The sequence below is a fragment of the Actinospineispora acaciae DSM 45401 genome, from assembly GCF_000620785.1.
Lineage (GTDB): Bacteria > Actinomycetota > Actinomycetes > Mycobacteriales > Pseudonocardiaceae > Pseudonocardia > Pseudonocardia acaciae.
In genome coordinates, this window is record NZ_JIAI01000008.1 from 13,174 (window position 1) to 37,284 (window position 24,111).

Genomic DNA, 24,111 nt, shown 5'->3' on the forward strand with positions numbered 1-24,111 from the left:
TGAGCCGTGACCCGGAAGGAGTCGAGCCGATGAGCGAACCCGAGGTCGGTTCCACCGCCGCCGAGGCGGACGGCGAACCGGTGTCGCCGCGCACCGCCCGCCCCCGGCGCCAGGTGAGCATCCTGCCGTGGGCGGCCGCCGACGGCCCCGCCGAGCCGCCGCCCGGCAGGCCGAACCGACCCCGGCGCGCCCCCGTCCCCCCGAGCGGCCTGGTCGCCGACCCCGGCCCCGGTGGCGTGGAGGACCCGCTCGCCGCGCTGCCACCGTGGCTCCCGCCGGTCCGCCGGCAACCACCCAACCCCCACCGCCCCCGGGGACAGGCACCGCGCACCGGCGCGCGCCCGGCACTGCCCCCCGGGCCGAGCCAACCGCCCGCCCGACCGCCCGCGCCACGCCACCGCCCCGGACCACCGCCCGACCTGCACACCCGGCCGCCCGCACCCCCGCGCATCCCACACCAGAAAGGCCCCCGCACCGACCCGCCGCTGCCCGACCGCCGCTACCGAGGCTCGATCGACCGCACGGACGCTCCGAGCATCCCCACGCCACCGACCGCCGCCCACCACCCGAGCCTTCCCTGGTCGCCGCCGCGCCCGGAACCGGCACCGGACGCGGCGTGGACCGCGCTCGTCCCCGGCCCGCCCCCGTCGAAACCCCCGGTCGAGGCGCCCGAACCACCGCCGAACCCCGAGCCCGGCCTGCCACCGTTCGGCACGGCGCCCCCACCCCGCCGCCCCTCCCCGGCCGACCTCGCCACCCCGCGCAAGCCGGCCGCCGCCCCGGTGCCCGCCGTCACCCCCAAGCCGCCCCCGCCCCGGGTCGCCCCGGTCACGGAGTCCGCCCTCACCGCGGACGCGATCAGCCACGAGTACGTGGTCCGCGCCCGCGCCGACATCCCCCAGGTGGGCTGGCGCGCGGCGCTCTACGCGGCCACCGGCGGGCGGGTCAACCTCGGCCTCGGCGGTGCCGAGCGCGCGCACCTGCGGCTGATGGAGCGGGTGCGCGCGCCGCTGGACGGGGCCCGCCACATCGCGGTGACGTCGATCAAGGGCGGGGTCGGCAAGACCACGGTGGCCGCCTGCCTCGGGCTGACCCTGGCCGACTACCGCGGCGAGGGCGTCGTCGCGGTGGACGCCGACCCGGACGCCGGCACCCTGGCCGACCGGCTCAGCGGCGCCGCCACGGTCACCGTCCGCGACCTCCTCTCCGACCTCGACAAGATCAAGGCGCTGGGCCAGTTCGGCGACTACACCACGCTGGCCGGCCGGCTGCGGGTGCTGGCCGGCGACCAGGACCCGGCGATGGGCGAGGCGTTCCGCCGCGAGGAGTACCAGCGGGTGTGCCGCGCGCTGGCCCGGTTCTTCGACATCGTGATCACCGACTCCGGGACCGGCCTGGTGCACTCCGCGATGAAGGGCACCCTCGAGCTGGCCGACACGCTGATCGTGGTCGGCACCCCCACCGTGGACGGCGCCAGCCGGGCCAGCAAGACCCTCGACTGGCTGCTCGCGCACGGCTACGAACGGCTCGCCGAGGAGGCCATCCTGGTGCTCTGCCGCGACCGGAGCAGCCGCAAGGTGAACAACAAGCAGATCCGCAGGCACTTCCACGCGCGCTGCAAGCACGTGCTGGAGATCCCCGCCGACCCGCACCTGTACTCCGGCGGCGTGATCAACCCCGAGCGGCTGATGCCCGCCACCACCGCGGCCTTCCTGCACCTGGCGGCCGTGGTCGCGGACGGCTTCGTCGCGCCGGCGCCTCGGCTGGCGCTCCCGGCGGGCCGCTGAGCCCGGACATGCATCGGGGCCCCGCCCGACGAGGATGTGCGGACGAGGCCCCGATACGTTCCCGAACTGACGCGCCGCTCCCACCACGAAGCGACGTGACTTAAGTTAGCCTACCCTTCCTAGGAATGCAACCCCTCAAGCGAGCGGCGGCGCAGGCCACGGCGGAGCACGACCACCACAACGAGCACCGCCAGCACCGACGCCGCGCCCCCGACCACCGTCGGAGCCCGCCCGCCCAGCTTCTCCCCGAGCAGCCCGAGCAGCGGGGCACCCAGCGGCGTGCCGCCCAGGAACAGCAGCATGTACAGCCCCATCACCCGCCCGCGCATGGACGGCGAGACGGTCAGCTGCACGCTCGCGTTCGCCGCCGTGGTGAACGCCAGCGCGGCGAACCCGGTCGGCACCAGCACCACCGCCGTGGCCGCCAGCGTGGGCATCAGCCCGGCCACCGTCTCCAGCACGCCGAACGCCAGCGCCGCCCCGACCACCGTGCGCAGCCGAGGCCGCCCGGCCCGGCGCGCCCCCACGCTCGCCCCGAGCAGCGAGCCCACCGCGATCACCGTGGTCAGCAACCCGTAGGCCCGCGGCCCGCCACCGAACACGTTGCGCGCGAGCAGCGGCAGCGTCAGGTAGAAGTTGATGCCGAAGGTGGACACCACGAACACCAGCGCCAGCACGCCGATCAGCACCGGCCGCCCGCGCACGTACCGCAGCCCCTCGCGGAGCTGGCCGCGCCGCCTGGGCACCCGCCGGCTGCGGAACAGCCGCCCCGGGTCCATCGCGAGCAGCCCGCCGATCACCCCGGCGAAGCTCGCGGCGTTGATCAGGAACACCCACCCGGTGCCCACGCCGACGATCAGCAGCCCGGCCACCGACGGCCCCACGATCCGGGCCGCGTTGAAGTTCATCGCGTTCAGCCCGACCGCGTTGGCCACCTGGTCCGGGCCGACCAGCTCGGAGGCGAACGCCTGCCGGGTCGGCACGTCCAGCGCCGAGCAGCAGCCCAGCAGGAAGCACAGCAGGTAGACGTGCCAGAGCTGCACCAGCCGGGTGACGTCGAGCAGCCCGAGCACCAGCGCGCACAGCCCCATCCCGGACTGGATCGCCACCAGCATCCGCCGCTTGTCGTACCGGTCGGCGAGCACCCCGCCCCACAGCGAGAGCGCCAGCGTCGGGGTGAACTGCAGCGCGCTGGCCACCCCCAGCGCCACCGGGCTGCCGTGCGTGAGGTCGAGCACCAGCCAGTCCTGCGCGATGCGCTGCATCCAGGTACCGACCAGCGACACCACCTGGCCGCCCGCGAAGTACCGGTAGTTGCGCACCCGCAGCGAGGCGAACATCCCGCCGCTGGGCTCCGGCGCCCGGGCTTCGGGTACGACCGGGCCGCGATCGGTTGAACGCTGCCCGGGTTCGCTCACGCTCTCAGGCGCCCGCCATCCTGTCGATGATCTCGATCGCCCTGGCCAGCGCGGCCCGTTCGTCCTCGGTCAGCTCGGCCAGCCGCTTGTCCAGCCAGCGCTCCTTGGCCGACGCCTCGGCGGCCAGCAGGTCGACGCCGGCCTGGGTCAGCTCGATGATCGACTGGCGGCCGTCGGTCGGGTGGTCCCGCCGGGAGACCAGGCCGTCCTCCTCCAGCGCCGCGATCACCCTGGTCATCGACGGCGGCCGGACCCGCTCGGTGGCGGCCAGCTCGCTGGGCGTCATCGAGCCGCAGCGGTGCAGGGTGGCCATCGCCGAGATCTGGGTGAGCGAGATCGTCTCGTCGGTGCGCTGCGAGCGCAGCCGCCGGTTCAACCGGACCACGGACAGCCGCAGCCGACCCGCCAGGTCGGTCCCGACGCCGTGTTCGAGCTTCATCTACTTAGCATACCTTACGAATCGGTGAACCTTACGCTTCCGACCGCCGAGGACCAGCGGGCCGGGCAGCACCGTAGTACCGCCCGCCCGCCGCGCTACCACCGCCACGCCGTGTCGCGCGCCGAGTCGCCGACACGCAGTCCTACTCGGGCAGGGCGCGAAACGCCGCCAGCAGCGCGGCGCGGGCCCGCTCGGGCAGCCGGTCCGGCGGCAGCTCGCCGAGCCCGCGCGCGGTGTCCCGGATCTGGTCCAGGTACTCGCCGCAGCCGTCGCACAGGGCAAGGTGGTCGACCACCCGGCGCTCGGTGTCCGCGTCCAGCGCCCCGTCCAGGAAGTCGGTGACCAGCTCGACCAGCCGGTCGCAGTCCAGGTCCCCGGTCACCCCGTCACCGCCCCTCCCGCGAAGTACTCCTCCAGCCGGGCTCGCACGAACGCCCGTGCCCGGTGCAGCAGCACCCGCTGGTTGGCCGCCGAGATCTCCAGTATCGAGCACACCTCGTCGGCCGTGTATCCCTCCACGTCCCGCAGCGTGATCACGATCCGCTGCCGTTCGGGCAGGCCGTCGAGCGCCTCCCGCAGCCGGGCGCGCAGCTCGCCGTCCAGCGCCCGCCGCTCCGGCGACGGCCACGGCGCAGGCGGCTCGCGCCAGTGCCCCGGGTACGCCTCGTCCGGACCCTGGAACCGATCCGGGTCCACCGTCGGCCCCCGGTCCTGCTCCAGGCTGCTCATCGGCCCGCCGCGCCCGTCCCTGGCCGCGCGCCGCTTGGCGTTGTTGACCAGGATCCGGTACACCCACGTCTTCAACGCCGCGCGGCCCTCGAACCGCCCGATGTTGCGCACCACCGCCAGCCAGGCGTCCTGCACCACCTCGGCCGCCGTGTCCTGGCTGGACACGAACGAGCGCGCCAGCCGCAGCATCCCGCCCGACCACGCGTCCACCACCAGCGCGAACGCCGCCTCGTCGCGCGCCCGCAGCCGCGCGACCAACTCCGCGTCGGCCGGCAACACCCCGCGCACCGACCGAGCGTAACCACACCCGTGAGTGGTTAGCGTTGTCATAGCAACGCTAACCACTCACGGGGTGCGCGCGCCCCGCCAGCCGTCCGTCCAGCGCCCGGCTGCCCGCCCCGGCCCACAGCAGGTACAGCATCGCGGCCAGCGCGGTGGGCGCCACGCCCAGATGGAACCAGCCGCCCACCCGCACCCCGGCGGTGAGGATCGCGCCGGCCATCACCACGGCCAGGCCGGCGGCGGCCAGCCGGGTGCCCAGCCCGAGCACCAGCATCAGCCCCGCGCCCATCTCCAGCAGCCCGACCAGGTACACCACCAGCCCGGAGTCCGGGAACCCGTACCTGACGAACTCGGCCAGCTCCAGCTCGTGCGCAATGAACTTCAGCAGCCCGAAGAACACGAAGAACAGCCCGAACAACACCCTGATCACCGCCGTCGCGGCGGCGGCACCCCCGCTGACCCGACTGGCAACGAACCCGCGCATGACTCCTCCAACGCCGGCGAAACGACCGTATGGAGATACCGAGTCCGCACCGCCCTCGGACGTTACGCGCCGAAGGCCGCCTGGATCGGCCCGACCGCGAAGTAGGCCACGAACGCGGCGGCCACCACCCACATCAGCGGGTGCACCCCTCGGGCCTTCCCGGTGGCCAGCCGCAGCACCGCGTAGCTGACGAACCCGGCGCCGATGCCGTTCGCGATCGAGTAGGTGAACGGCATGACCACGATGGTCAGGAACGCGGGCAGCGCGATCGAGAAGTCGGTGAAGTCGATCTCGCGGACCTGCCGCACCATCAGCGCGCCGACCACCACCAGCGCGGGGGCGGCCGCCTCGATCGGCACCACCTCGTAGAGCGGGGTGAAGAACATGGCGGCCAGGAACAGCAGTCCGGTCACCACGTTGGCCAGCCCGGTGCGGGCGCCCTCGGCGATGCCGGACGCGGACTCGATGTACACCGTGTTCGACGAGCTGGACGCCGCGCCGCCGGCCACCGCGCCGAGCCCCTCCACGACCAGCGCGCGCCCGACGCGGGGCAGCTGGCCGTCGCGCCCGATCAGGCCGGCCTGGTTGCCCATCGCGGACATGGCGCCCATCGCGTCGAAGAAGTTGGCCAGCACCAGGGTGAACACCAACAGCGTCGCCGCGATCGCCGGCAGCCGCACGAACGCGCCCATCGACACGTCGCCGACCAGCGACAGGTCCGGCAGCCCGACGACGTGCGAGGGCAGCCCGGGGTAGCCGAGGCTCCAGCCCTTGGGGTTGGTGCCCATCGACGGCCCGACGTGCACGATCGCCTCGACCACGATGGCCAGCACGGTGCTGCCCAGCACGCCGAGCAGGATCGCGGCGCGGACCCGGCGCGCCATCAGGACGCCGGTCAGCACCACCCCGATCACGAACACCAGCGTCGGCCAGGACGCGATCGAGCCGTCGATGCCCAGCCCGACCGGCACGGTGGTGTTCGCCGCGTCCGGGATGCGGCGCACGAAGCCGGCGTCGACCAGCCCGATGAAGCAGATGAACAGGCCGATGCCGGCCGCGATCGCGGCCTTGAGCTCGGCCGGCACCGCGTTGAACACGGCGGTGCGGAACCCGGTGACGGCGAGTATCACGATGATCACGCCGTCGATCAGCACCAGGCCCATCGCCTCCGGCCAGCTGACCTTCGGCGCGATGGTGACGGCCACCAGCGTGTTGATGCCCAGCCCGGTGGCGATCGCGAACGGGTACTTCGCGATCAGGCCGAACAGCAGCGTCATCACCCCGGCGACCAGCGCGGTCACGGCGGCCACCTGGGGCACCGGCAGGATGGCGCCGAGCGCGTCCCGCTTGGCGCTGGGGTCCGAGGCGTTGAAGCTGCCCAGGATCAGCGGGTTGAGCACCACGATGTAGGACATCGTCACGAAGGTGACCAGCCCGCCGCGCAGCTCGCGGCCCACCGTGGAGCCGCGCTCGGAGATCAGGAAGTACCTGTCGAGGACCGAATCCCGCCCCGGCCCCGGGCCGCCCGCCGTCACGGCTTGCGCGCCACGCCGCCGTACGCGGGCACCGCCCGTGGCGGGCCGTCCCCGACCACGGCCGGGCGCCACGCGTTGATCTCCACCACGCCGGGCTCGACCAGCTTCAGGCCCTCGAAGTACGCGGCGACCTGCTCTGGGCTGCGCGGGTAGTAGGCCACGCCGAGGTCCTTCTCCGTCGCGCACGCCTCGACGTAGGCCCGGCTGGTGTCGGTGCCCTCGTACTGCGCCAGGTAGCTGCCGGACGGCACGGCGTCCATCACCCGCCGGGCGATGCCCAACGCCCGCTCGAAGTCCTCGGTGTGGCCGAGCACCCCCATGAACATCACCGCGATCGGCTCGTTGAAGTTCAGCACGTTGCGCGCGTCGGCGATCAACAGCGAGGTGTCGTTGTAGTCCGCGTCGACGTAGGTGGTGACGCCCTCGGGCGTGGTGTTGGTCAGCAGCGCGCGGGCGTGCGCGAGCACCACGGGGTCGTTGTCCACGTAGACGACCCGGGAGTCCGGCGCGAGCCCCTGCGCCACCTCGTGGGTGTTCTGCATGGTCGGCAGCCCGGTGCCGATGTCCAGGAACTGCCGCACCCCGGCCTCGCCGGCCAGGTAGCGCACGGTTCGGATGATGAACTGCCGGCAGGCCTTCGCCAGTTCGGCCATCTCCGGGTACTGCTCCAGCACGGCCTCGCCGGCGGCCCGGTCCGCCGGGTAGTTGTCCTTGCCGCCCATCCAGTAGTTCCAGATCCGCGCGGACTGCGCGACGTCGTACCTGATCGTGACGGCAGGCTCGTGGTCGGGCACGCGGACCTCCCGGGTGACGCGGGCGAGGTGATCAGCCTAGCGGTCATTCACGGCTTGCGCGCCACTCCGCCGTACGCGTCGATGTGTCGTGGCGGGCCGTCCCCGACCAGCGCCGGCCGCCACCTGGTGACCGGGACGACGCCGGGGTCGACCAGCTCCAGGCCGTCGAAGGTCGCGGCGACCTGCTCGGGCGTGCGGCCGTGGTAGGCCACGCCCTGGTCCTGCTCCACCTCGGTGCCCTCCCGGTGGGCGTCGCTGGTGTTGGTGCCCTCGTAGTGGCCCAGGTAGCTGCCGGGCGGGACGGCGTCCATCACCCGCCTGACGATCGCGTGCGCCTCGTCGATGTCCTCGGTGTGGCCGAGCACGCCCATGAACATCACCGCGATCGGCTTGGTGAAGTTGAGCACGTTGCGCGCGTCGGCGATGACCAGGTCGGTGTCGTTGTAGTCGGCATCGACATAGGTGGTGACGCCCTCCGGCGTGGTGTTGGTCAGCAGCGCGCGGGCATGCGCGAGCACCATCGGGTCGTTGTCCACGTAGACCACGCGCGACTCCGGCGCCACGGACTGCGCCACCTCGTGGGTGTTCTGCATGGTGGGCAGCCCGGTGCCGATGTCCAGGAACTGGCGGATCCCGGCCTCCCCGGCCAGGAACCGCACCGACCGGATGATGAACTGCCGGCACTCCCTGGCCAGCCGGGTGATGTCCGGGAACACGGCGGCCACCGCGTCCCCGGCCGCCCGGTCCACCGGGTAGTTGTCCTTGCCGCCCATCCAGTAGTTCCAGATCCGCGCGGACTGCGGGACGTCAAAGTTGATCTTCGGGATGCGTGGGTCGGACACCGTCAGCCGCCGAGGTAGTCGTTCGTGTAGGTCTTGTTCAGGTCGACCGACGCCTTCCCGATGTCCGGGTCGAACTGGCGCAGCACGCCGAACACGGCGATCGCGCCGGCCGAGTCCATCCGTCCGTCCGGGGAGAACGCGTCCTTGGCCTTGTCGATGGCCTGGGCGTAGACCTGCGCGTCGCCGCCGGAGTACTCGGGCGGCATCTTGGCCGCGATGTCCGAGCCGGAGTGGGTGTGGACGTAGTCCAGCGCGCGCTTGATCGCCCTGGCCAGCTTGCGCGCGGTCTGCGGGTTGTTCTTCAGCCAGTCCGAGTCGGAGTACAGCACGGCGGCCGGGTAGCTGGACACCTTCAGCTCGCGCCGCACCCCGGCCTGGGTACGGGTGTCGGCCAGCGTCCGCACGTTCTGCGCGCCGGCCCGCTTCTGCAGCTGGGAGAACGCCGGGTCGATCATGACCGCCGCGTCCACCTGCCCGGTCTCCATCGCCGCCACCGCCGAGGTGTCCCCGCCGACCGCCTGCGGCGCCGCGTCCGTCGGCGCCAGCCCGTGCTGGACCAGCAGGTACTTCAGGAAGAAGTCGGTGGACGAGCCGGGCGCGGTCACCCCGACCTTGGTGCCCTTGAGGTCGGCGATGCCGCCGATCCGCTTGGACGAGCGCGGCGAGACGGCGAGCACCAGCGACGGGTAGCGCAGCATGTTCACGAACGCGGTCACGTTCCGGTTCTTGGCCTGCATCTGGATGGTGTGGTCGTAGTAGCCGCTGACCACGTCCACGCTGCCGCCCTGCAGCGCCTGCAGCGCCTTGGAGCCGCCCTGCAGGTCCTCGATCTTGACGTCCACGCCCTCCTCCCGGAAGTAGCCGAGCCGGTCGGCCAGCGTGGTCGGCAGGTACACCAGCAACGGCTGCCCGCCGACCCCGAGCCGCACCGTGCCGCCCTGGTCGCCGCCCCCGGAGCCGCCACACCCGGCGAGCGCGAGCGCCACCGTCAGCGTGAGGGCCAGTACCAGCCGCCGTCTCATCCCGACCTCCCCTTTAGATCAGTTCGCGCCCGTGTCGACCGCCGGCCGCCACCGCAGCAGGTACCGCTCCACCCGATGCACCACCACGTCGATGAGCAGCACCACTATCGAGAGCACCACCATCCCGGCGAACACCGCCGTGGTGTCGAAAACGCCCTCCGCCTGCGAGATCAGGAACCCGATGCCCTCCGAGGCGCCGAGGTACTCCCCGACCACGGCGCCCACGATGGCGAACCCGACGCTCACGTGCAGGCTGGAGAAGATCCAGGTCAGCGCGCTGGGCAGGAACACGTGCCGGAGCAGCTGGCCCTCGCGGGCGCCGAGCATCCTGGCGTTGTCCACCAGCACCTGGTTCACCTCGCGCACGCCCTGGTAGGTGTTGAAGAAGACGATGAAGAACACCAGGGTGAACCCGAACGCCACCTTGGACCAGATGCCCAGCCCGAACCAGAGCAGGAAGATCGGCGCCAGCACCACCCGGGGCAGCGAGTTGAGCACCTTGATGTACGGGTCCAGGATCTCGGCCAGCACCCGCACCCTGGCCAGCAGGAAGCCGACGCCGAGCCCGGCCGCCGTGCCGATCACCAACGCCAGCAGCGCCTCCACCAGCGTGACCCGCAGGTGCCGGAACACCCCGCCGTCGACCACCCAGTCGACCACCTTGGCGACGATCTCGGAGGGCCGGCTGAAGAAGAACGGGTCCAGCACGCCGCCGGCCGCGCCCAGCTCCCACAGCGCCAGCAGCACCACCCCGAGCGCCACCTGGGCCAGCCGGACGCTCACCGCGCGTCGCCGGGTGCGGTTGCGCCGGGTGCGCTCAGCCGGGCTGGTTTGCACGCTCATAGCTGGTCATCACCTCCTCGCGCAGGTCCGACCAGATGCGGGCGTAGGTCTCGGTGAACGCCGGCTGGGTACGGATGTTCAGCAGGTCGCGCGGGCGGGGCAGCTCGATCGGGTAGCGGCCGACCACGTGGCTGGCCGGGCCGGCGGACAGCAGCACCACCTCGTCGGACAGCGCGATCGCCTCGTCCAGGTCGTGGGTCACGAACAGCACGGTCTTGCCGGAGCCGGTCCACAGCCCGAGCAGCTCGTTCTCCATGATCTGGCGGGTCTGCACGTCCAGCGCGCCGAACGGCTCGTCCATCAGCAGGATGTCCGGGTCCACGATCCAGGTCTGGGCCACCGAGGTGCGCCGGCGCATGCCGCCGGAGAGCTGGTGCGGGTACGACCGCTCGAACCCGGCCAGCCCGACCCGGCGCAGCCAGGCCTGCGCCCGCTCGTTGCGCTCGGCCGCCGGCACCCCGCGCAGCCGCAGCCCGAGCGCCACGTTGTCCAGCACCGTCTTCCACGGCAACAGCCCGTCATTCTGGAACAGGTACCCGGCGCGCTCGTTGAGCCCGCGCAGCGGGGCGCCGTCCACCCGAACCTCGCCGGCCGTCGGGGCCAGCAGCCCGGCCACCGCGTTGAGCAGCGTCGACTTGCCGCAGCCGGTCGGCCCGACCACCGAGACGAACCGCCCGGACGGCACGTGCAGCTCGACATCGCGCACCGCCGGATAGTCCGAGCCGTCCGGCCCCCGGTAGGAGATCGATACCCCGGCCAGCGACACGTCCGTCATCGTCACCTCCGGCCGTGCTGATCACCGTCGTCGCGCGCAGTCTCTCTTGGCCGGGCGGATATCGCTAGACCTAACGGGCCGTAGGCTGGTCGGGTGCAGGATCCGCCGCCGCCACCGCGCCGGCTCACCGACATCACCTGGGTGGTCGGGGCCGGCACCGCGCTCTGGTTCATCGCCTGGGCCGCGCTGCTGGTCGCGCACCTGGCCGGTGGCCGCCCGCTGGACGTCTGGTTCGGCGCCACGCTGGCCGGCTGGGTGCTCGGCCTGGTCGGCTACGCGATCTTCCGCTGGCAGCGCTCCGCCGCTCGCCGGGGTGCCCGAACCGCCCAGAACGCCGTGGAATAGGGCCGAGAGCGCATGCGGGCGGTGCTCGTGGTCGTGCTGGTGGTGGCGGTCGGGGTCGCGCTGTTGTGGGTGTTTCAGCGGCGGTTGATCTACCTACCCGGGGCGGGGCCGGTGCCGGCGGCGGCCGCGGTGGCCGGGCCGACGGCGCGGGATGTCACGGTGGTCACCGAGGACGGGCTGGAGCTGGGCGCCTGGCTGGTCGGTCCGAGCGGGGCGGACCGGCGGGTGCACGTGCTGTTCGCCGCCGGCAACGCCGGGAGCCGGGTGGAGCGGGCACCGCTGGCGCGCCTGCTCGCGGCGGCCGGGTTCACCGTGCTGCTGCTGGACTATCGGGGGTTCGGCGGCAACCCCGGCCGGCCGTCCGAGCCCGGGCTGGCCGCCGACGCCCGCGCCGGGTTGCGGTTCCTCCTCGACCACGCCGGCGCCAGGGCGGAGCGGCTGCTGTATGTCGGCGAGAGCCTGGGCGCGGCGGTGGTCACCGGGCTCGCGGTGGACCAGCCACCGGCCGGGATGCTGCTGCGCTCGCCGTTCACCGATCTCGCCGCCGTCGGGCAGCGGGCCTACCCGGTGCTGCCGGTGCGGCTGATGCTCTGGGACAGGTTCGATGTCCTCGGGACGATCGGGCGGGTGCGGGCACCGACCGTGGTCGTCTACGGCGACCGGGACGGGATCGTCCCGCCCGAGCAGAGCGCGCGGGTGGCCGCCGCCGCCCCGGGGCTGGTCCGGGCCGTCGCGGTGCCCGGCGCGGACCACAACGACGAAGCGCTGCTGACCGGCGACGAACTCGTCGGGGCGGTCATCGAGCTGGCGGACCGCTGCTGCCCGCCGGGCTAGGACTTTGCCCGGCGCTCACGGCCTCATTCGACGGGCGCGGAGTCGAGCGCGGCGGCGAGTTCGGCCATGTCGTCGATGATCACGTCGGCCGCCGCCAGACGGCGCCACTTCGACGGCCTGTTGGCGAAACCGATGGACGCCGTCGCGGCGGCTTGAGCGGCGAGGATGTCACCCGGGGAGTCGCCGACCAGCACGGCGGCCGACGGCTTGGCGGAAAGCGCCTCCAGCGCCCGCTCCACAGGCTCGGCGCTGGGCTTCATGCGCTGCGGCGCGCCGTAGGTTCGCCCCACGACGGTGTGGACAAAGGTGTCGAGCCCACGATTTGACAGGTAGTCGACCACGGCGCTGGCCGCGTTGTTGGATACCACGGCGGCCCGCCGGCCACTTTCAACACAGCTCCGGATCGCCTCGGCTCCGGCCGGAGTCGGCGCCGCGGAACGAACAACTTCAAGTTCGGCGCGAATGAGCTCATCCTCGACGTCGGCGACGACAGAAGGTCCGAACCGCGCGGAGTACTGAAGCACATCGAGCGGATCGCTCGCATCGAACGCGTCCCTGTCCACGACCGCCGAACGACTTCGAAGCACACCGATCAACAACTCCGCGATTTCACCCGCTGACACGCCGGCAAACAGGGAACAAATCGGCCCGTCGAAGTCAAACAAGATAACGCGCGATGCGGCGACAATGTAATGAAGGTTCCCCTTCTTCACGGCGAGAAATCCCGGGAAATTGTCCCCCACACGCTGTCGAACCACCCCTGCGCCTGCAGCATGTACTGACTGCCGAGCGAGGCTGAATCGTTATTCGACTCGTAATGAAAGAGCGTGGCATCTTTGCCCATCGCGTCGAAAATCTCCGTCGGTTTGCCGGCCACGCTCACGGTATGATCAACAATCGGATAGAACCCAAAGAATGCCTCGACTCGGTTCAAGATGTATAGCTTGAAGACCGGGCTTGTCCGGTAGACACGAACCTGCGCTGACGCAGCCCTCACCAGGCCAAGGTCTGCAAGCTCGTTCACCGCCGCAAGAATTGCCTGGTTAGACCGTCGGGCGATCTGCTCTGACCGGGCACGGACAGCGGGGGCATCTCCCCGAGTGCTGGCCAACGCAGGAACTCCGGCCGGCACCGACAGGTCAGGGACTAGGATCCGGATGCTGATCTCTTTTGGGGCGAGTCCACCAATACGGATTCGGTCGACTGGCTCCTGGATAGCGCCGTAAAGAGTCTCACCGGAGAAACCCGCAAAGTCAATCGTCACCGTCGACTTTTCAAAGATCCGTTCGATGTGGGGCCGTAGGTCGACGGGTCGTTCCGCTCGACCTCGAACCGTTGCCTCGGCCATTCCCTCAGCTATCGGTGTACCGAAAAGCTCCGACGCGCTATGCCCTGGAAACAGCGCTTCGAGCACACGGCAATGATCCGGATATGGCAACCCGGCAAGCTCACCGGAGATCCATCGATAGAACTGCGCCCGGCTGGGGTACGTGCCCACCAAGCTGGCGTCGATTCTCATCGCCTGCTTGTCGTACTCACGACAGAAGGCGCGATGATTTTGCAGATGCCGCTGAGTCAGCAGAGTCTTGAGCAGCGTGGTCGCCAGCGCAGCCACGGCGGTTCCCCTTCCTGTCGTCGGGAGTCTAGCACCGGACGAGCACAAGACGAGACGGCTATACCCAACGTGAGCACGGAAGAGCACCAGACGGAGTGGCAATGCGACACGCATTTCCCAAGTATGTGCGCGTGCGACATCTTCGAGGGCCGTGGCAAGTCGAACCGGAAGTGTTGGTGCCGCCCGGCGGTTATGGTGACGGGCCGGTGCATATTCGGGTCGAGACCCGAACGGCGGGGACGTGGCGGCCGCCGCCCGGTCACGACGTGGTGTGCAACGACTGGCGCTGTCGCCAAGATCCGGATTTCGCCTACGTCGAGGTCGTGAACACGCACAACGCGTTCCTCTACCGCGACCTCATGACCGAACAGGGCGTCCCGGCGGCGGCCTTGTCGGTGGTCCGGCTGCCACCGATGAACGGTGTGGGGTCGTGACCGGCTCCGACGATCTGGACGAGGTGCGGTGCGCCGCGATGGTGTTCGCCGATCACGGATGGCCGGTGGCACGCGGTACCTACTTCGACGGCTACGAGTGGCGGGGACGGCGGGGCTCGGAAGGTTTGCGGCCGGTGGACGACGACTGGACCGCCACCTGGACCACCGAACCCGCCCAGGTCGAACGCTGGTGGGCCACCGAGCCCTACAGCCCGCTACTGGTCTGTGGGGAAGCCGTGGACTGCCTCGAAGTCCCGGGCGTATACGGAGCGCGCATGCTCGCCGCCCTGGCCGCCGCGAACCTCTACCCGCCGGCTATGCGCACCCCGACCGGCCAGCTGACCCTGTTCGTCCGCACCGACCACCGCCCGTACACCACGCTGGTGTCCGCCACCCTGTGCACGCTCGGCACCTGGGTCGGTCTCCCACCCACCGCGCAGCGCGGGGGCCTGGGCGTCGCCGGCTACCACTGGGTACCCGGCCTGTCACCGGACCGCCTCGACTGGCGGCTGCCCAACCCGTCCCCCGTCTATGAGGTCATCGCCGCGACCGCGAGCACGATGCCGAGCCCGCGCATGCCTTAGTCATGCAGCAGCACAATCGGCACGTTTCGGACGAGATTGGGCCGTTTGGCCACTTGTGACTGCAATATCTGGTAGCCGTTGCAGGTCCGGCAGGTTGTGGAGGTGGATCACGTGCAGCCCGAGGCAGGCCGAAACGGCGGCGATTCTCTCGGCGAAGCGGCGGAAGTGGGCCTGAGAATCACTGGCTTCGATACGTCTGGAGCGGTGCGTTCACTGCAGGAGTGGTTGGTCGGTCGGGAGGAGCTTCAGGGGCGAGTGCGACCGGTCGTGAGAGCACCGGTGCCGGGCGCGATGGGCTCCACGGCCGATATGCTTGTAGTCGCTCTAGGCCACGGCGGAGCGGCGACGGCGACAGCCAGCGTGCTCATCTCGTGGATTCGGCGCCAGCGCGGAAAGATATCGGTGACTGCCAAACGCCCTGATGGTGCCGAAATCACTTTGACCGCCGATCATGTACGTGGGCTGGCTCAGGAGGACATACAACCTCTGGTAGGCCGGCTCGCCGAGGCGCTGGACGGCGGTGAGCTCGGCAACTTGCGCGGCGAGGCGAAGGCCAATGGCGGCACCGCAACCTAGTCCGCGGGTGGGAGTGCTGAGCGGACCGGGCGCTCGCGTGCTGCTGGTCGGTATGGGTCAGCATCCCCCGACTTCGCAACTCCCGACACTGGGGTCGGTGTCGGCTACCGTCAGCGACCTGGCCGCCGTATTGGTGGAATGTTGCGGAGCACCATCGGGGCGGATACACACGGTGGCTGACCCGGCCAGTCCACTGGTGTTCGGCGAGGCGCTGCACGAGGCCGCAACGAATGCCCAGGACGTGCTACTCGTGTGTTTCGTGGGGCACGGACTGCTCGACGCGGACGGTGAGCTATATCTGGCGACCGGGGCCACCGACCATGTACGGGACCGGCTGGAGTTCACCGCCGTGCCCTACGCGGTGCTCCGCAAAGAACTGGACCGGTCCCCGGCCCGCCAACGCATCGTGGTGCTTGACTGCTGCTTCTCCGGACAAGCGGGCGGCCTGGCCACCTTGCACTGGCCGGACGGGTTGGTCACCAGCCGTGCCCCCGGTGGATATGTACTGGCCTCGGCGGCGCCAGAAGAGTCCGCCCTTTCCCCGCCCGATCAGCCGCACACGATGTTCACTGGTGAGCTGATCCGGCTACTGCGCGAGGGCGACCCGACCGGCCCACCGGCCCTGACCCTTGACCACCTGTACCGATGCCTGGACCGCGCACTCACCAGCCGACGTGGGCCACGACCGCGCCGATACGTCACCGGCCAAGCTGGGGATCTGGTGCTCGCTTCTAACCCGGCCTACCGGCCACCCCGTTCACCACCGCCGCCGTCGGTGAGGAGTGACGGCGTCTGCCCATATCGAGGTCTGGCCGCGTATGACGTCGTTGACGCCGACTACTTTTTGGTCGCGAAGCCCTCACCGAGCTTCTCGTAGCCCAGTTAGGCGAACGCCTGCGAGGCGCCGGGATGCTGCTGGTAGTCGGTGCGTCCGGGGCGGGGAAGTCCTCGCTACTGCGCGCCGGGCTCGTCCCCGCACTGGAAAGCGCTGGCCTGCCCGACGTACCGGAATCATGGACCTGGCCCAAGGTAGTGCTCACGCCAGGCACCCACCCACTGCTTGCACTGGCCCGCCAACTCGCCGCCCACACGGACGAAACACCAGACCAGCTAGGTAGTCGACTGCGCGACGACCCAGCCGAACTGCGCGCAACGGTCGAAACGGTGCTGACCCGCCACATTTCGCATGAACACCGCGCGCGCGTTGCTGAGCGACGACTCCTGATTATAGTCGACCAATTCGAAGAAGTTTTCACCAACTGCGACGACGACCACGAACGCCGGATATTTCTCGACGGGCTCACAGAGGTCGCCCCTTCGGTCGCCCTGGTGATACTGGGGCTGCGAGCTGATTTCTATGCCCGCTGCGCCGAAGAACCCCAGTTGGCCGACGCGCTGCAGCAGAGCCAGCTCCTCGTCACCCCGATGAAGGCCGACGAGCTGCGAGCCGCGATAGAAGAACCCGCCCACAAAGCCGGCCTGCGACTCGAGCCCGGACTAGTCGAACGTATCCTTCAGGATCTGGGTGCGAGCCGCAACGAAGACCAGCGCCGCAAGAGCAGTGGGCTACCGCTTCTTTCTTACGTACTGTTCGAAACCTGGCGCCGTCGTCAAGGCGAATTGCTGACCCTAGCCGGATACGAAGCCACCGGTGGGGTCTGGGAGGCGGTCTCCCAAGGCGCGGAACAATGCCACAGCCGGCTCACCAAGAACCAGCGTGAGATCGCCCAGAAGATTCTGCTGCGAATGATCCGTCTCGGCGAGGCCGGCGTAGAGGACGCCTGTCGGCAGGTTTCCCGCTCGGAATTCCCCACCGGGGAAGACGCCCAGCGGGTGCTGAACGTCTTTGCCGAGGCTCGGCTGATCAGCGTCGACCAGGACACCGTCGAGATAACTCATGAGGCTCTGCTACGGGCGTGGCCCAGGCTGGGAGAATGGATCGAGACCGACCGTGCCGGTCACCTCGCCCGGCAACGCCTGGAAGATGCCGCCAAAACGTGGGACGGCGATGATCGTGACCCCAACCTGCTCTACCGCGGAAGCCGTCTCCATAGTGCTCGCGAATGGGCCGCCACACATCCAGATCAGCTCAGCCTCATTACCACCGAATTCCTCGCGGCAGCCGTACGTCAGGAGAATCGTTCGAAGCGGTTGCGGCAACTCGTGCTCGCCACCTTGAGCACGCTCACCCTCCTCGCCATGGGTGCTGCTGGCATCGCATTCAGGGAACGCGACAACGCTGTTGTCAGCCAGATTGTGGCCCAAGCCGACCGGCTCGCTGACACCGACGTCTCCGTATCGGCTCAGCTCTACCTTGCGGCCCACGACAGGCAACCCGATAGCCACGACCTCGACAACGCTGTGATCAGCGCAGCCAACCGCGCGTTGTCCTCCTCCATCCCCGGCACGGAGGAGGAGACCGTGAGAGAAGTGACCATCAGCCGAGACAGACAACTACTGACCACCAGCGGTTCTAACGTAATGCGGCTCTGGGACATCGCCGATCCGACCCACCCAAGACCTCTGGCCCAGTTACCGCCTGACTTGGATGACATCGTCAAGACGAGTGCGTTCGGCCCGGACGGACGCACCATGGTCACCGCCGGCATCCGTGGAATGCGGCTGTGGAATATAACGGATCCGGTTCACCCTGTACCACTAACCGCGGAAAGCTTCGGCACCGTCGCTGTTCAGGCCGTAGCGTTTAGCCCGGACGGGCACACCCTGGCCAGCGCCGACAACCTGCAAAAAGAGGTGCGGTTGTGGGATCTGACGAACGTCGCCCATCCCACACCGCTAGCCGTCCTGCCCTCCGGCCCCGGCGACATCGTTTCCACAGTGGAGTTCAGTTCAGGCCGACACACCCTGGTCACTGCTGGCGTCCGTGGGGCGCGGCTGTCGAATACAACCGACCCGGCCCATCCCACACCGCTAACCCCCGAAGATTTCGGCACTGGCGCGGTGAGGGCCGTAGCGCTCAGCCCGGACGGTCGCACTCTGGCCAGCGCCAGCACCGACCAAACGGTACGGCTGTGGGACGTCAGCGGCCCCGCACATCCCATACCGATCGGTCGGCCCCTCGAACACGCCGACACCGTCAACGCTGTGGCGTTCAGCCCAGACGGACACACCCTGGCCAGCGCCGGCAACGACAGAACGGTACGGGTGTGGAACGTGGCCGACGCCGTCCACCCGACACTACTTGGCCGACCCCTCGAACACGCCAACGCCGTCAACGCGGTCGCTTTCAGCCCAGACGGACACACCCTCGTCAGCGCCGGACCCGGCCAGCCGGTACAGATGTGGAGCGTCCCCTATGTTCGGCTCATCGGGCACTCCCGGCCCATCACGGCGGTGGCATTCAGCCCGGATGGACGCACGCTGGCCAGCGCCGGCACCGACAGGACGGTACGCCTGTGGAACGTGGCCGAACCCGCACGCCCCGTACCACTGGGCCAGGCCCTCGAACACACCAACACCGTCAACACACTGGCCTTCAGCCCGGACGGGCACACTCTCGCCAGCGCCGGGTGGGACCAGCCGGTGCGGCTGTGGAACGTCGTCGACCCAGCACACCCCGCGCCACTGGGTCAAACGCTCGGTGATCACAGCATCGTCTCGGCGGTGGCGTTCAGCCCGGACCGGCGGACCCTGGCCAGCGCCGGAGCCGTCGGGATTGTGCAGTTATCCGATGTGGCCGATCCCGCCCATCCCGCATCACTGGGCCAACCCCTTCAACATTCCCAGTTCGTCGTCACGGCGGTGGCGTTCAGCGCAGACGGACACACCCTGGCCAGCGCCGGCAACGACAAGACGGTACGGCTGTGGGACGTCACCGACCCCGCACACCCCGCACCCATCGGCCAACCCCTCGAACACACCAACATCATCAACGCGGTCGCATTCAGCCCAGACGGACACACCCTGGCCAGCGCCGACGACGACAAGACGGTACGGCTGTGGGACGTCACCGACCCCGCACACCCCGCACCCATCGGCCAACCCCTCGAACACACCAACATCATCAACGCGGTCGCATTCAGCCCGGACGGACGCACCCTCGCCAGCGCCGGACTCGAACAGCCGGTGCGGCTGTGGGACGTCACCGACCCCGCACACCCCACGTTGGTTGGCCGGCCCCTCGGTCCTGCAAACACGACATACGCGTTGGCATTCAGTCCAGACGGGGCCGTCTTGGCGAGCGCCGGCGAGGATCAGATGACATGGCTCTGGGAGGTGCACCTCGACCAGGCAATAAGGCGCATCTGTGCTGCCACCTCCAACACCCTCACTCCGGAGAAGTGGCGCCAGTACGTTTCACCGGATCTGCGGTACGACTCGCGCTGCCGATAGCGCGGGAGCGGCAGCATTGGCGGCGTTGGCGCCTAGATACAGGCGCGGACGCCGCCCTGCGCGCCCTTGTTGAAGGCCGAGGTGCGCTGCTGGGCGTCGCCGTGGTCGCGCCCGTTTGTCCACGGCGTGTCGTCGGCGAGCACCCTGAGCGTGTCGCTGAGCGCCTGGCTGTCCCCTGGTTCCATCCGGATCACGCCGTCGCGCACGGCGCCGGACAGCTCGGCGCCGGCCAGGCAGTCGGCCTGCAGCTCGTCGGCCTGCGAGACCAGGCGCTTGCTCAGCCTGGCCTGGATGGCGTGGCCCCACTCGTGCGCGATGATCAGGTAGACCCAGGCGTTGCCGACCTTCTGGTAGCCGGCGGACATCAGGTTCTCGTCCCAGGCCAGGAAGTCACCGGGCGGGCAGTAGTAGGCGTTCAGCGGCTGCGCCCGGCTGCCGCCGCAGCTCGGGCCGCTGGAGCCGGTGTAGCCGCCGCGCACCGTCGGGCTGGTGTACGGCTTGTCGAAGAACTCGGTGAAGTGCCGTTTCCAGAAGCCGTCCACGGCGGCCACGGCGGTGCGCTCGTCGTCGGCCATGCTGGCGGTCAGCAGCGGGCCGGGGCCGGGGCGCGCGGAGGCGGTTCCCGTCGAAGCGGGTGTCACTGTGAGTAACACCGCTAGCACCACAACCGCAATTGCCATCCGAAGGCATCGCCGCGCAGCCGTCATGGCGAACATATTGCGCTACGGAGCGCTCATCCGGAGCCGTTTTGCGGAATCAACCGGGTGAGATCCACTCTGGCTGCGACGAGTGCACGGATTGGGTCGACGACGTGCCAGCGGCCGTCCTGTCGCCAGACCGGGACGTCCACCCGGCGCCGCTCGGGGCGGGTCAGCTCGACGGTGAGTTGGTCGTGGCGCCACACCGTGCCGTCCGGAAGATCCGTCCCGAACGCCGCGCAGGCGGCGACGACCTCGGGAAACGCCGTCCAGGACAGCTCGTCGCCGGCGGTTTCGCCGTCGGCGCCGGAGCCTGCGTCGAGCAGCCAGCCGGAGACGATCTCGGAGGCCAGCGGGAGGTCGAGCAGCTCGGCCAGCGCGTCGACGTCGTCCGGGTCGAAGCTCCCGGCGACCGTCTCCGCCTCGGGGAGGGCGGGCGCGAGCCACGGCGTGTCGAGCAACACAGCGCGACCGGAGTCCACCACGGTGCCGTTCACGGAGCGTAACCATTCCGGCGGGTCGAGGCCGTCGGGGTCGACCCGGCCGGCCAGGACGGCGGCGGCCAGCGAGGCGTGTGCCGTCCAGGTCAGGGCGGCGTCCGGGGACCGCGCCGGGTCGCCGAGGCGGGCCAGCAGGCCGGCGGCGTCGTCGGTGTCGCGCACGGACGCGTCGCGGCGCACGCCGATGGCGGCCAGCAGTTCTTCGTCCAGCCCGTCCGGGACCGGGTCGAACAGGCCGGCCAGCGCGGTCGCGGACGCCAGCCGCCAGTGTGGCGGGCGGTGGCCGGCCAGCCGGGCGTGCCGGGCCAGCCACCAGGCGGTGTACGAGTGGTCAGCGGTGATCGCGCGGCGATAGGCGGGGTCGGCGGCGAGCAGGGTCAGCGCGGACGGCCAGGCCGCGTCGTCCACCAGGTCCAGGTCGCGCACGGCGAGCAGCGGGCCGGGCGGGCGCGGCGAGCCGGGCTCGGGCTCGGTATCGGCCCACCAGGCCTCCTCGTCGTCGAGGTCGTGGTCCGGGCCGGTGGGGTCCTCGTCGACCAGCAGGCCGAACGCGTCGAGCACGCCGACGGCGGTCAGCACCCGGCGCGGCCAGGCGGCGGCGAGCTCGGCGGCCAGCACCCGCAGCGGGGCGTCCGGGGCCAGCAGCGGCGCGATCGCCGCGTCCGGGAGCATCAGCTCGTCGGCCCGGCACGGCTCGCCGTCGGCGTCCGGCAGCGCCAACGCTGCCAGCCACGGGCGGGGGGCCGCGCCGGTGCCCGGGTCGATCTCGGCGAGCAGGCCGAGCACGAACCTGGCCAGCGGCAGCGGGTCGGCGCCGTCCTCGGCGTCGGCCACCGAGCGCGACACCGCCTCGGCCACGCTGGGGTGGTCGAGCAGCTCGGCGGGGCCGGCCTCGGTGGCGCCGAGCCGGTGCAGCAGCGGGTGGGCGGCGGCCGGGTGCGCGATCCTCAGGCCGGGCAGCTCGACGTCCCCGAGAGGCAGCTCGGACGTCAGCGCGATCACGGTGCGTGGGCCGGTCACCGTCCGGCCGTCGGCCAGCGGCACCGGCAGCGCGGCCAGCTCCTCGCGGGCCGCCGGCAGCGCGTCCAGCGCCGGGGTCAGGGCGGTGTAGACGCGGTGCCACCACTCCGGCGGCCGGTCCAGCCCGGCGAGCATTCCGACCACTTCGCCGAGCGACACCGCGCGCACCCCGAGCGCGGTGAGCGCGGCCCGGGGCGCGCCGGCGACCTCCTCGGCGAGCAGGCCGGGGACCACGTCCGCGAGCGGCTCGGCCAGCCCGGGTACGGAGTCGTCCAGCAGCACGGCGTCGCGGGGGGCCAGCGTCGCGTCCGGCAACGCGGCGGGCAGCCAGGCGGCGTCGCGCAGCTCCGCCGTCAGGGCGGCCGTGAGCGTGGCGTCCAGCTCGGAGCGCGGGAAGCCCGGCACCGGCGCCAGCGCCGCCCGCCGCCCCGGCGACACCGCCAGCACCAGGTCCAGGTACGCCCGCGCGGCCTCGGCCAGCACCGCGTCGGTCGCCGGCCCGGTCCGCACCCGCCGCCGCGACGGCTGCATCGGCAGGCTGGCGAACAGCCGCGCGGGCAGCGCCAGCCGCTCGTCGCTGGGCGTCGGCGCGTGCAGCACGTCCTCGCCCAGCGGCCGCGGCCGCCCCTCGGCGTCCACCGGGACCGCCCAGCACACCGACCAGTCGGTCCGGTCCTCCACCGCCCGGCCGGCCAGCGCGTCGGCGACCCGCCCGGACCGCCGCGCCAGCAGCCACCGCGCCCCGTCCGGGGCCAGCGTCACCGTGCCGTCCGGGCCGTCCGTGCGCCGGTGCGCCACCGCCACGCCGTCCTCACCGACCACCGTGATCTCGACCAGCCACGGCAGCGCCAGCAGCAGGTCGGGCACCGCCTCCCGCGCGCCGTCGACCAGCCCGTACGGATCGGACGCGGGCAGCCGCACCTCGGTGTCGTACCCGTCCGGCACCGGCGCCTCGTCCGCCCCGACCGGCCAGCACAGCCGCAGCACCGGCGCGCGCCCGTCGCGGCGGCGCAGCTCCTCGGCCGCCGCGCCACCCAGCGCGGCCACCTCCCCGGCGGTCCGGGACAGCGAGAACGCCACCCCGCCCGTGCGGGACACGATGCGCGGCTCGCCGGTCACCCCGAGCACGGCGGCGAACCCGACGCCGAACCTGCCGACCGTGTCGTCGTCGCGCTTGCTGGACGCGCGCAACGAGGCCAGCGCGGCGACCCCGTCCCGGTCCAGCGCCGCGCCGGTGTTGGCCACCCGCAGCTCTCCGCCGGCCACCCGCACCAACAGCCGACCCGGCTCGCCCGCCCGGTGCGCCGCGTCGGCCGCGTTCTGCGCCAGCTCGACCAGCCAGCGGTCCGCGTACCCGCCGAGCAGCAGGTCCTCCTCGGCGTTCGCGTCCTCCCGGAACCGGGTGGGCGAGCCGGCCCAGGACGCGAGCACCGAGGCGCGCAGCTCGTCGGTCCGGAACGGGTCCGCAGCGGCCTGGTCAGCCATCGCGCCGGGCGTTGATCCAGAGGAACAGCGGCAGCCGCCGCCACCACGTCATGTCGGCCCGCGCCGGGCGGGGCTCGCGCAGCTCGGTGATGACGAACCCGGCGTCGGCCAGCGCGGCGGTGTACGCACCCAGCGGGTGGCTCCAGCCGTCGTAGTGCATGACCAGCCCGTCCCGGCTCTCGCTGCCGCTGAAGTGCTCGGACTCGAAGTAGCCGCCGGTCACCACGAACGGGGCATCACCGGCGTCGCCGTCGAACCGGCCCCGGTCGACGAACGGGTGCACGACCGACACGGTCAGCAGGCCGCCGGGGGTGAGCACCCTGGCCGCCTCGGAAACCGCGGCCGGCATGTCCGGCACGTCCATCAGCATGTTGTAGGCCACCACCCGGTCGAACTCGCCGTCCGCGAACGGCAGCGCCGTGGCGTCCGCGAGCCGGTACCGCCGCGCCGACCCGGCCTCCTCGGCGGCCGCCAACAGGCTCGGCGACAGGTCGCTGGCGGTGACGTGGTGGCCCAGGTCGGTCAGCTCGCGGCTGATCCGGCCCTCGCCGCAGCCGACGTCCAGGGTCGCGGCGCCCGGCGCCGGCACGAACTCCCGGAACTGCTCGCGGTAGGCCCAGAACGCGTCATGCCCCGGCGTACGTGCCCAGGTGATCCACTCGCCGGACTTCTCTTCCCAATGGTTCGCGCGCTCGATCGTCACCGGACCAGTCTCTC

Annotated in this window: 24 protein-coding genes; 8 read left to right on the top strand and 16 right to left on the bottom strand. The window is 71.1% G+C overall.

From position 1 onward, the window contains the following. The first annotated feature begins 29 nt into the window (after window positions 1-29). Window positions 30-1,787 (top strand): MinD/ParA family ATP-binding protein, encoded by a 1,758-nt coding sequence (locus N912_RS60820; protein ID WP_051581011.1) that lies wholly within the window; start codon window positions 30-32, stop codon window positions 1,785-1,787. 119 nt (window positions 1,788-1,906) lie between these two features. Here N912_RS60820 and N912_RS55655 read toward each other — a convergent pair whose 3' ends face one another. The 11 genes from N912_RS55655 to N912_RS0130220 all read right to left on the bottom strand — a co-directional run bounded on the left by N912_RS55655 (window position 1,907) and on the right by N912_RS0130220 (window position 10,950). Further along, window positions 1,907-3,127: an MFS transporter gene (locus N912_RS55655; protein ID WP_051581012.1), complete on the bottom strand. Its 1,221-nt coding sequence runs from the start codon at window positions 3,125-3,127 to the stop codon at window positions 1,907-1,909. Window positions 3,128-3,209: 82 nt separating this feature from the next. Beyond that, entirely contained in the window at window positions 3,210-3,644 is a 435-nt protein-coding gene (locus N912_RS0130175; RefSeq protein ID WP_028925318.1) for a MarR family winged helix-turn-helix transcriptional regulator, read from the bottom strand. Window positions 3,645-3,786: 142 nt separating this feature from the next. Further along, window positions 3,787-4,026: an anti-sigma factor family protein gene (locus tag N912_RS0130180; RefSeq protein WP_245645516.1), complete on the bottom strand. Its 240-nt coding sequence runs from the start codon at window positions 4,024-4,026 to the stop codon at window positions 3,787-3,789. Then, window positions 4,023-4,661 carry an RNA polymerase sigma factor gene (locus N912_RS0130185; RefSeq protein WP_028925320.1) on the bottom strand — a complete coding sequence of 213 codons (639 nt, stop codon included), beginning with the start codon at window positions 4,659-4,661 and terminating at the stop codon, window positions 4,023-4,025. Before N912_RS0130185 ends, N912_RS0130180 begins: the two co-directional genes overlap by 4 nt. Window positions 4,662-4,710: 49 nt before the next feature. Then, window positions 4,711-5,139 carry a DoxX family protein gene (locus N912_RS0130190; RefSeq protein ID WP_051581014.1) on the bottom strand — a complete coding sequence of 143 codons (429 nt, stop codon included), beginning with the start codon at window positions 5,137-5,139 and terminating at the stop codon, window positions 4,711-4,713. Between the two features lie 62 nt (window positions 5,140-5,201). Continuing rightward, window positions 5,202-6,674: an NCS2 family permease gene (locus N912_RS0130195; protein ID WP_028925322.1), complete on the bottom strand. Its 1,473-nt coding sequence runs from the start codon at window positions 6,672-6,674 to the stop codon at window positions 5,202-5,204. After that, entirely contained in the window at window positions 6,671-7,468 is a 798-nt protein-coding gene (locus N912_RS0130200) for an SAM-dependent methyltransferase (RefSeq protein WP_028925323.1), read from the bottom strand. The genes N912_RS0130195 and N912_RS0130200 overlap by 4 nt, the downstream gene beginning before the upstream one ends. Before the next feature lie 47 nt (window positions 7,469-7,515). After that, a complete protein-coding gene (locus N912_RS0130205) occupies window positions 7,516-8,310 on the bottom strand; it encodes an SAM-dependent methyltransferase (RefSeq protein ID WP_156994146.1) in 795 nt (264 codons plus the stop codon). Window positions 8,311-8,312: 2 nt separating this feature from the next. Further along, window positions 8,313-9,332, bottom strand: coding sequence for an ABC transporter substrate-binding protein (locus N912_RS0130210; RefSeq protein ID WP_028925324.1), 1,020 nt, complete (start codon window positions 9,330-9,332; stop codon window positions 8,313-8,315). 18 nt (window positions 9,333-9,350) lie between these two features. Continuing rightward, window positions 9,351-10,175: an ABC transporter permease gene (locus N912_RS0130215; protein ID WP_051581015.1), complete on the bottom strand. Its 825-nt coding sequence runs from the start codon at window positions 10,173-10,175 to the stop codon at window positions 9,351-9,353. Further along, window positions 10,150-10,950 carry an ABC transporter ATP-binding protein gene (locus N912_RS0130220; protein ID WP_037067459.1) on the bottom strand — a complete coding sequence of 267 codons (801 nt, stop codon included), beginning with the start codon at window positions 10,948-10,950 and terminating at the stop codon, window positions 10,150-10,152. The genes N912_RS0130215 and N912_RS0130220 overlap by 26 nt, the downstream gene beginning before the upstream one ends. Window positions 10,951-11,043: 93 nt before the next feature. Between N912_RS0130220 and N912_RS0130225 the strand changes: the two genes are divergently transcribed. Continuing rightward, complete coding sequence (locus N912_RS0130225) at window positions 11,044-11,295, top strand: DUF2530 domain-containing protein (RefSeq protein WP_028925327.1); 252 nt, start codon at window positions 11,044-11,046, stop codon at window positions 11,293-11,295. A 12-nt stretch (window positions 11,296-11,307) separates the two neighbouring features. After that, a complete protein-coding gene (locus N912_RS0130230; RefSeq protein ID WP_028925328.1) occupies window positions 11,308-12,129 on the top strand; it encodes an alpha/beta hydrolase in 822 nt (273 codons plus the stop codon). 23 nt (window positions 12,130-12,152) lie between these two features. Here the strand turns inward: N912_RS0130230 and N912_RS0130235 are convergent, their stop codons facing one another. Both N912_RS0130235 and N912_RS62480 read right to left on the bottom strand, forming a co-directional pair. Continuing rightward, window positions 12,153-12,842, bottom strand: coding sequence for an HAD family hydrolase (locus N912_RS0130235; RefSeq protein WP_037067598.1), 690 nt, complete (start codon window positions 12,840-12,842; stop codon window positions 12,153-12,155). After that, the gene (locus tag N912_RS62480) at window positions 12,839-13,744 is read right to left on the bottom strand and encodes a hypothetical protein (protein WP_211261446.1); all 906 of its coding nucleotides are present in this window, start codon (window positions 13,742-13,744) and stop codon (window positions 12,839-12,841) included. Before N912_RS62480 ends, N912_RS0130235 begins: the two co-directional genes overlap by 4 nt. 101 nt (window positions 13,745-13,845) lie before the next feature. On the opposite strand from N912_RS62480, the gene N912_RS63885 reads away from it, so the two are divergent. The 5 genes from N912_RS63885 (at window position 13,846) to N912_RS61610 (ending at window position 19,691) form a co-directional block, all read left to right on the top strand. Beyond that, window positions 13,846-14,178, top strand: a complete 333-nt coding sequence (locus N912_RS63885) for a hypothetical protein (RefSeq protein ID WP_156994147.1) — start codon at window positions 13,846-13,848, stop codon at window positions 14,176-14,178. Next, the gene (locus tag N912_RS60830; RefSeq protein ID WP_051581017.1) at window positions 14,175-14,762 is read left to right on the top strand and encodes a bifunctional DNA primase/polymerase; all 588 of its coding nucleotides are present in this window, start codon (window positions 14,175-14,177) and stop codon (window positions 14,760-14,762) included. Before N912_RS63885 ends, N912_RS60830 begins: the two co-directional genes overlap by 4 nt. Before the next feature lie 102 nt (window positions 14,763-14,864). Next, entirely contained in the window at window positions 14,865-15,338 is a 474-nt protein-coding gene (locus N912_RS63890; protein ID WP_156994148.1) for an effector-associated constant component EACC1, read from the top strand. Beyond that, the gene (locus N912_RS62485) at window positions 15,319-16,215 is read left to right on the top strand and encodes a caspase family protein (protein WP_425415327.1); all 897 of its coding nucleotides are present in this window, start codon (window positions 15,319-15,321) and stop codon (window positions 16,213-16,215) included. Before N912_RS63890 ends, N912_RS62485 begins: the two co-directional genes overlap by 20 nt. A 17-nt stretch (window positions 16,216-16,232) precedes the next feature. Then, window positions 16,233-19,691: a WD40 repeat domain-containing protein gene (locus tag N912_RS61610; RefSeq protein ID WP_342670886.1), complete on the top strand. Its 3,459-nt coding sequence runs from the start codon at window positions 16,233-16,235 to the stop codon at window positions 19,689-19,691. A gap of 32 nt (window positions 19,692-19,723) precedes the next feature. Here N912_RS61610 and N912_RS0130255 read toward each other — a convergent pair whose 3' ends face one another. The 3 genes from N912_RS0130255 to N912_RS0130265 form a co-directional block, all read right to left on the bottom strand. Then, window positions 19,724-20,332 (bottom strand): neutral zinc metallopeptidase, encoded by a 609-nt coding sequence (locus N912_RS0130255; protein ID WP_211261447.1) that lies wholly within the window; start codon window positions 20,330-20,332, stop codon window positions 19,724-19,726. A 92-nt stretch (window positions 20,333-20,424) separates the two neighbouring features. Next, on the bottom strand, window positions 20,425-23,394 hold the full coding sequence (locus tag N912_RS55675; protein ID WP_051581022.1) for a sacsin N-terminal ATP-binding-like domain-containing protein: 2,970 nt from the start codon (window positions 23,392-23,394) through the stop codon (window positions 20,425-20,427). Then, window positions 23,387-24,097: a class I SAM-dependent methyltransferase gene (locus tag N912_RS0130265; RefSeq protein ID WP_028925331.1), complete on the bottom strand. Its 711-nt coding sequence runs from the start codon at window positions 24,095-24,097 to the stop codon at window positions 23,387-23,389. The genes N912_RS55675 and N912_RS0130265 overlap by 8 nt, the downstream gene beginning before the upstream one ends. Between the last annotated feature and the right edge of the window lie 14 nt (window positions 24,098-24,111).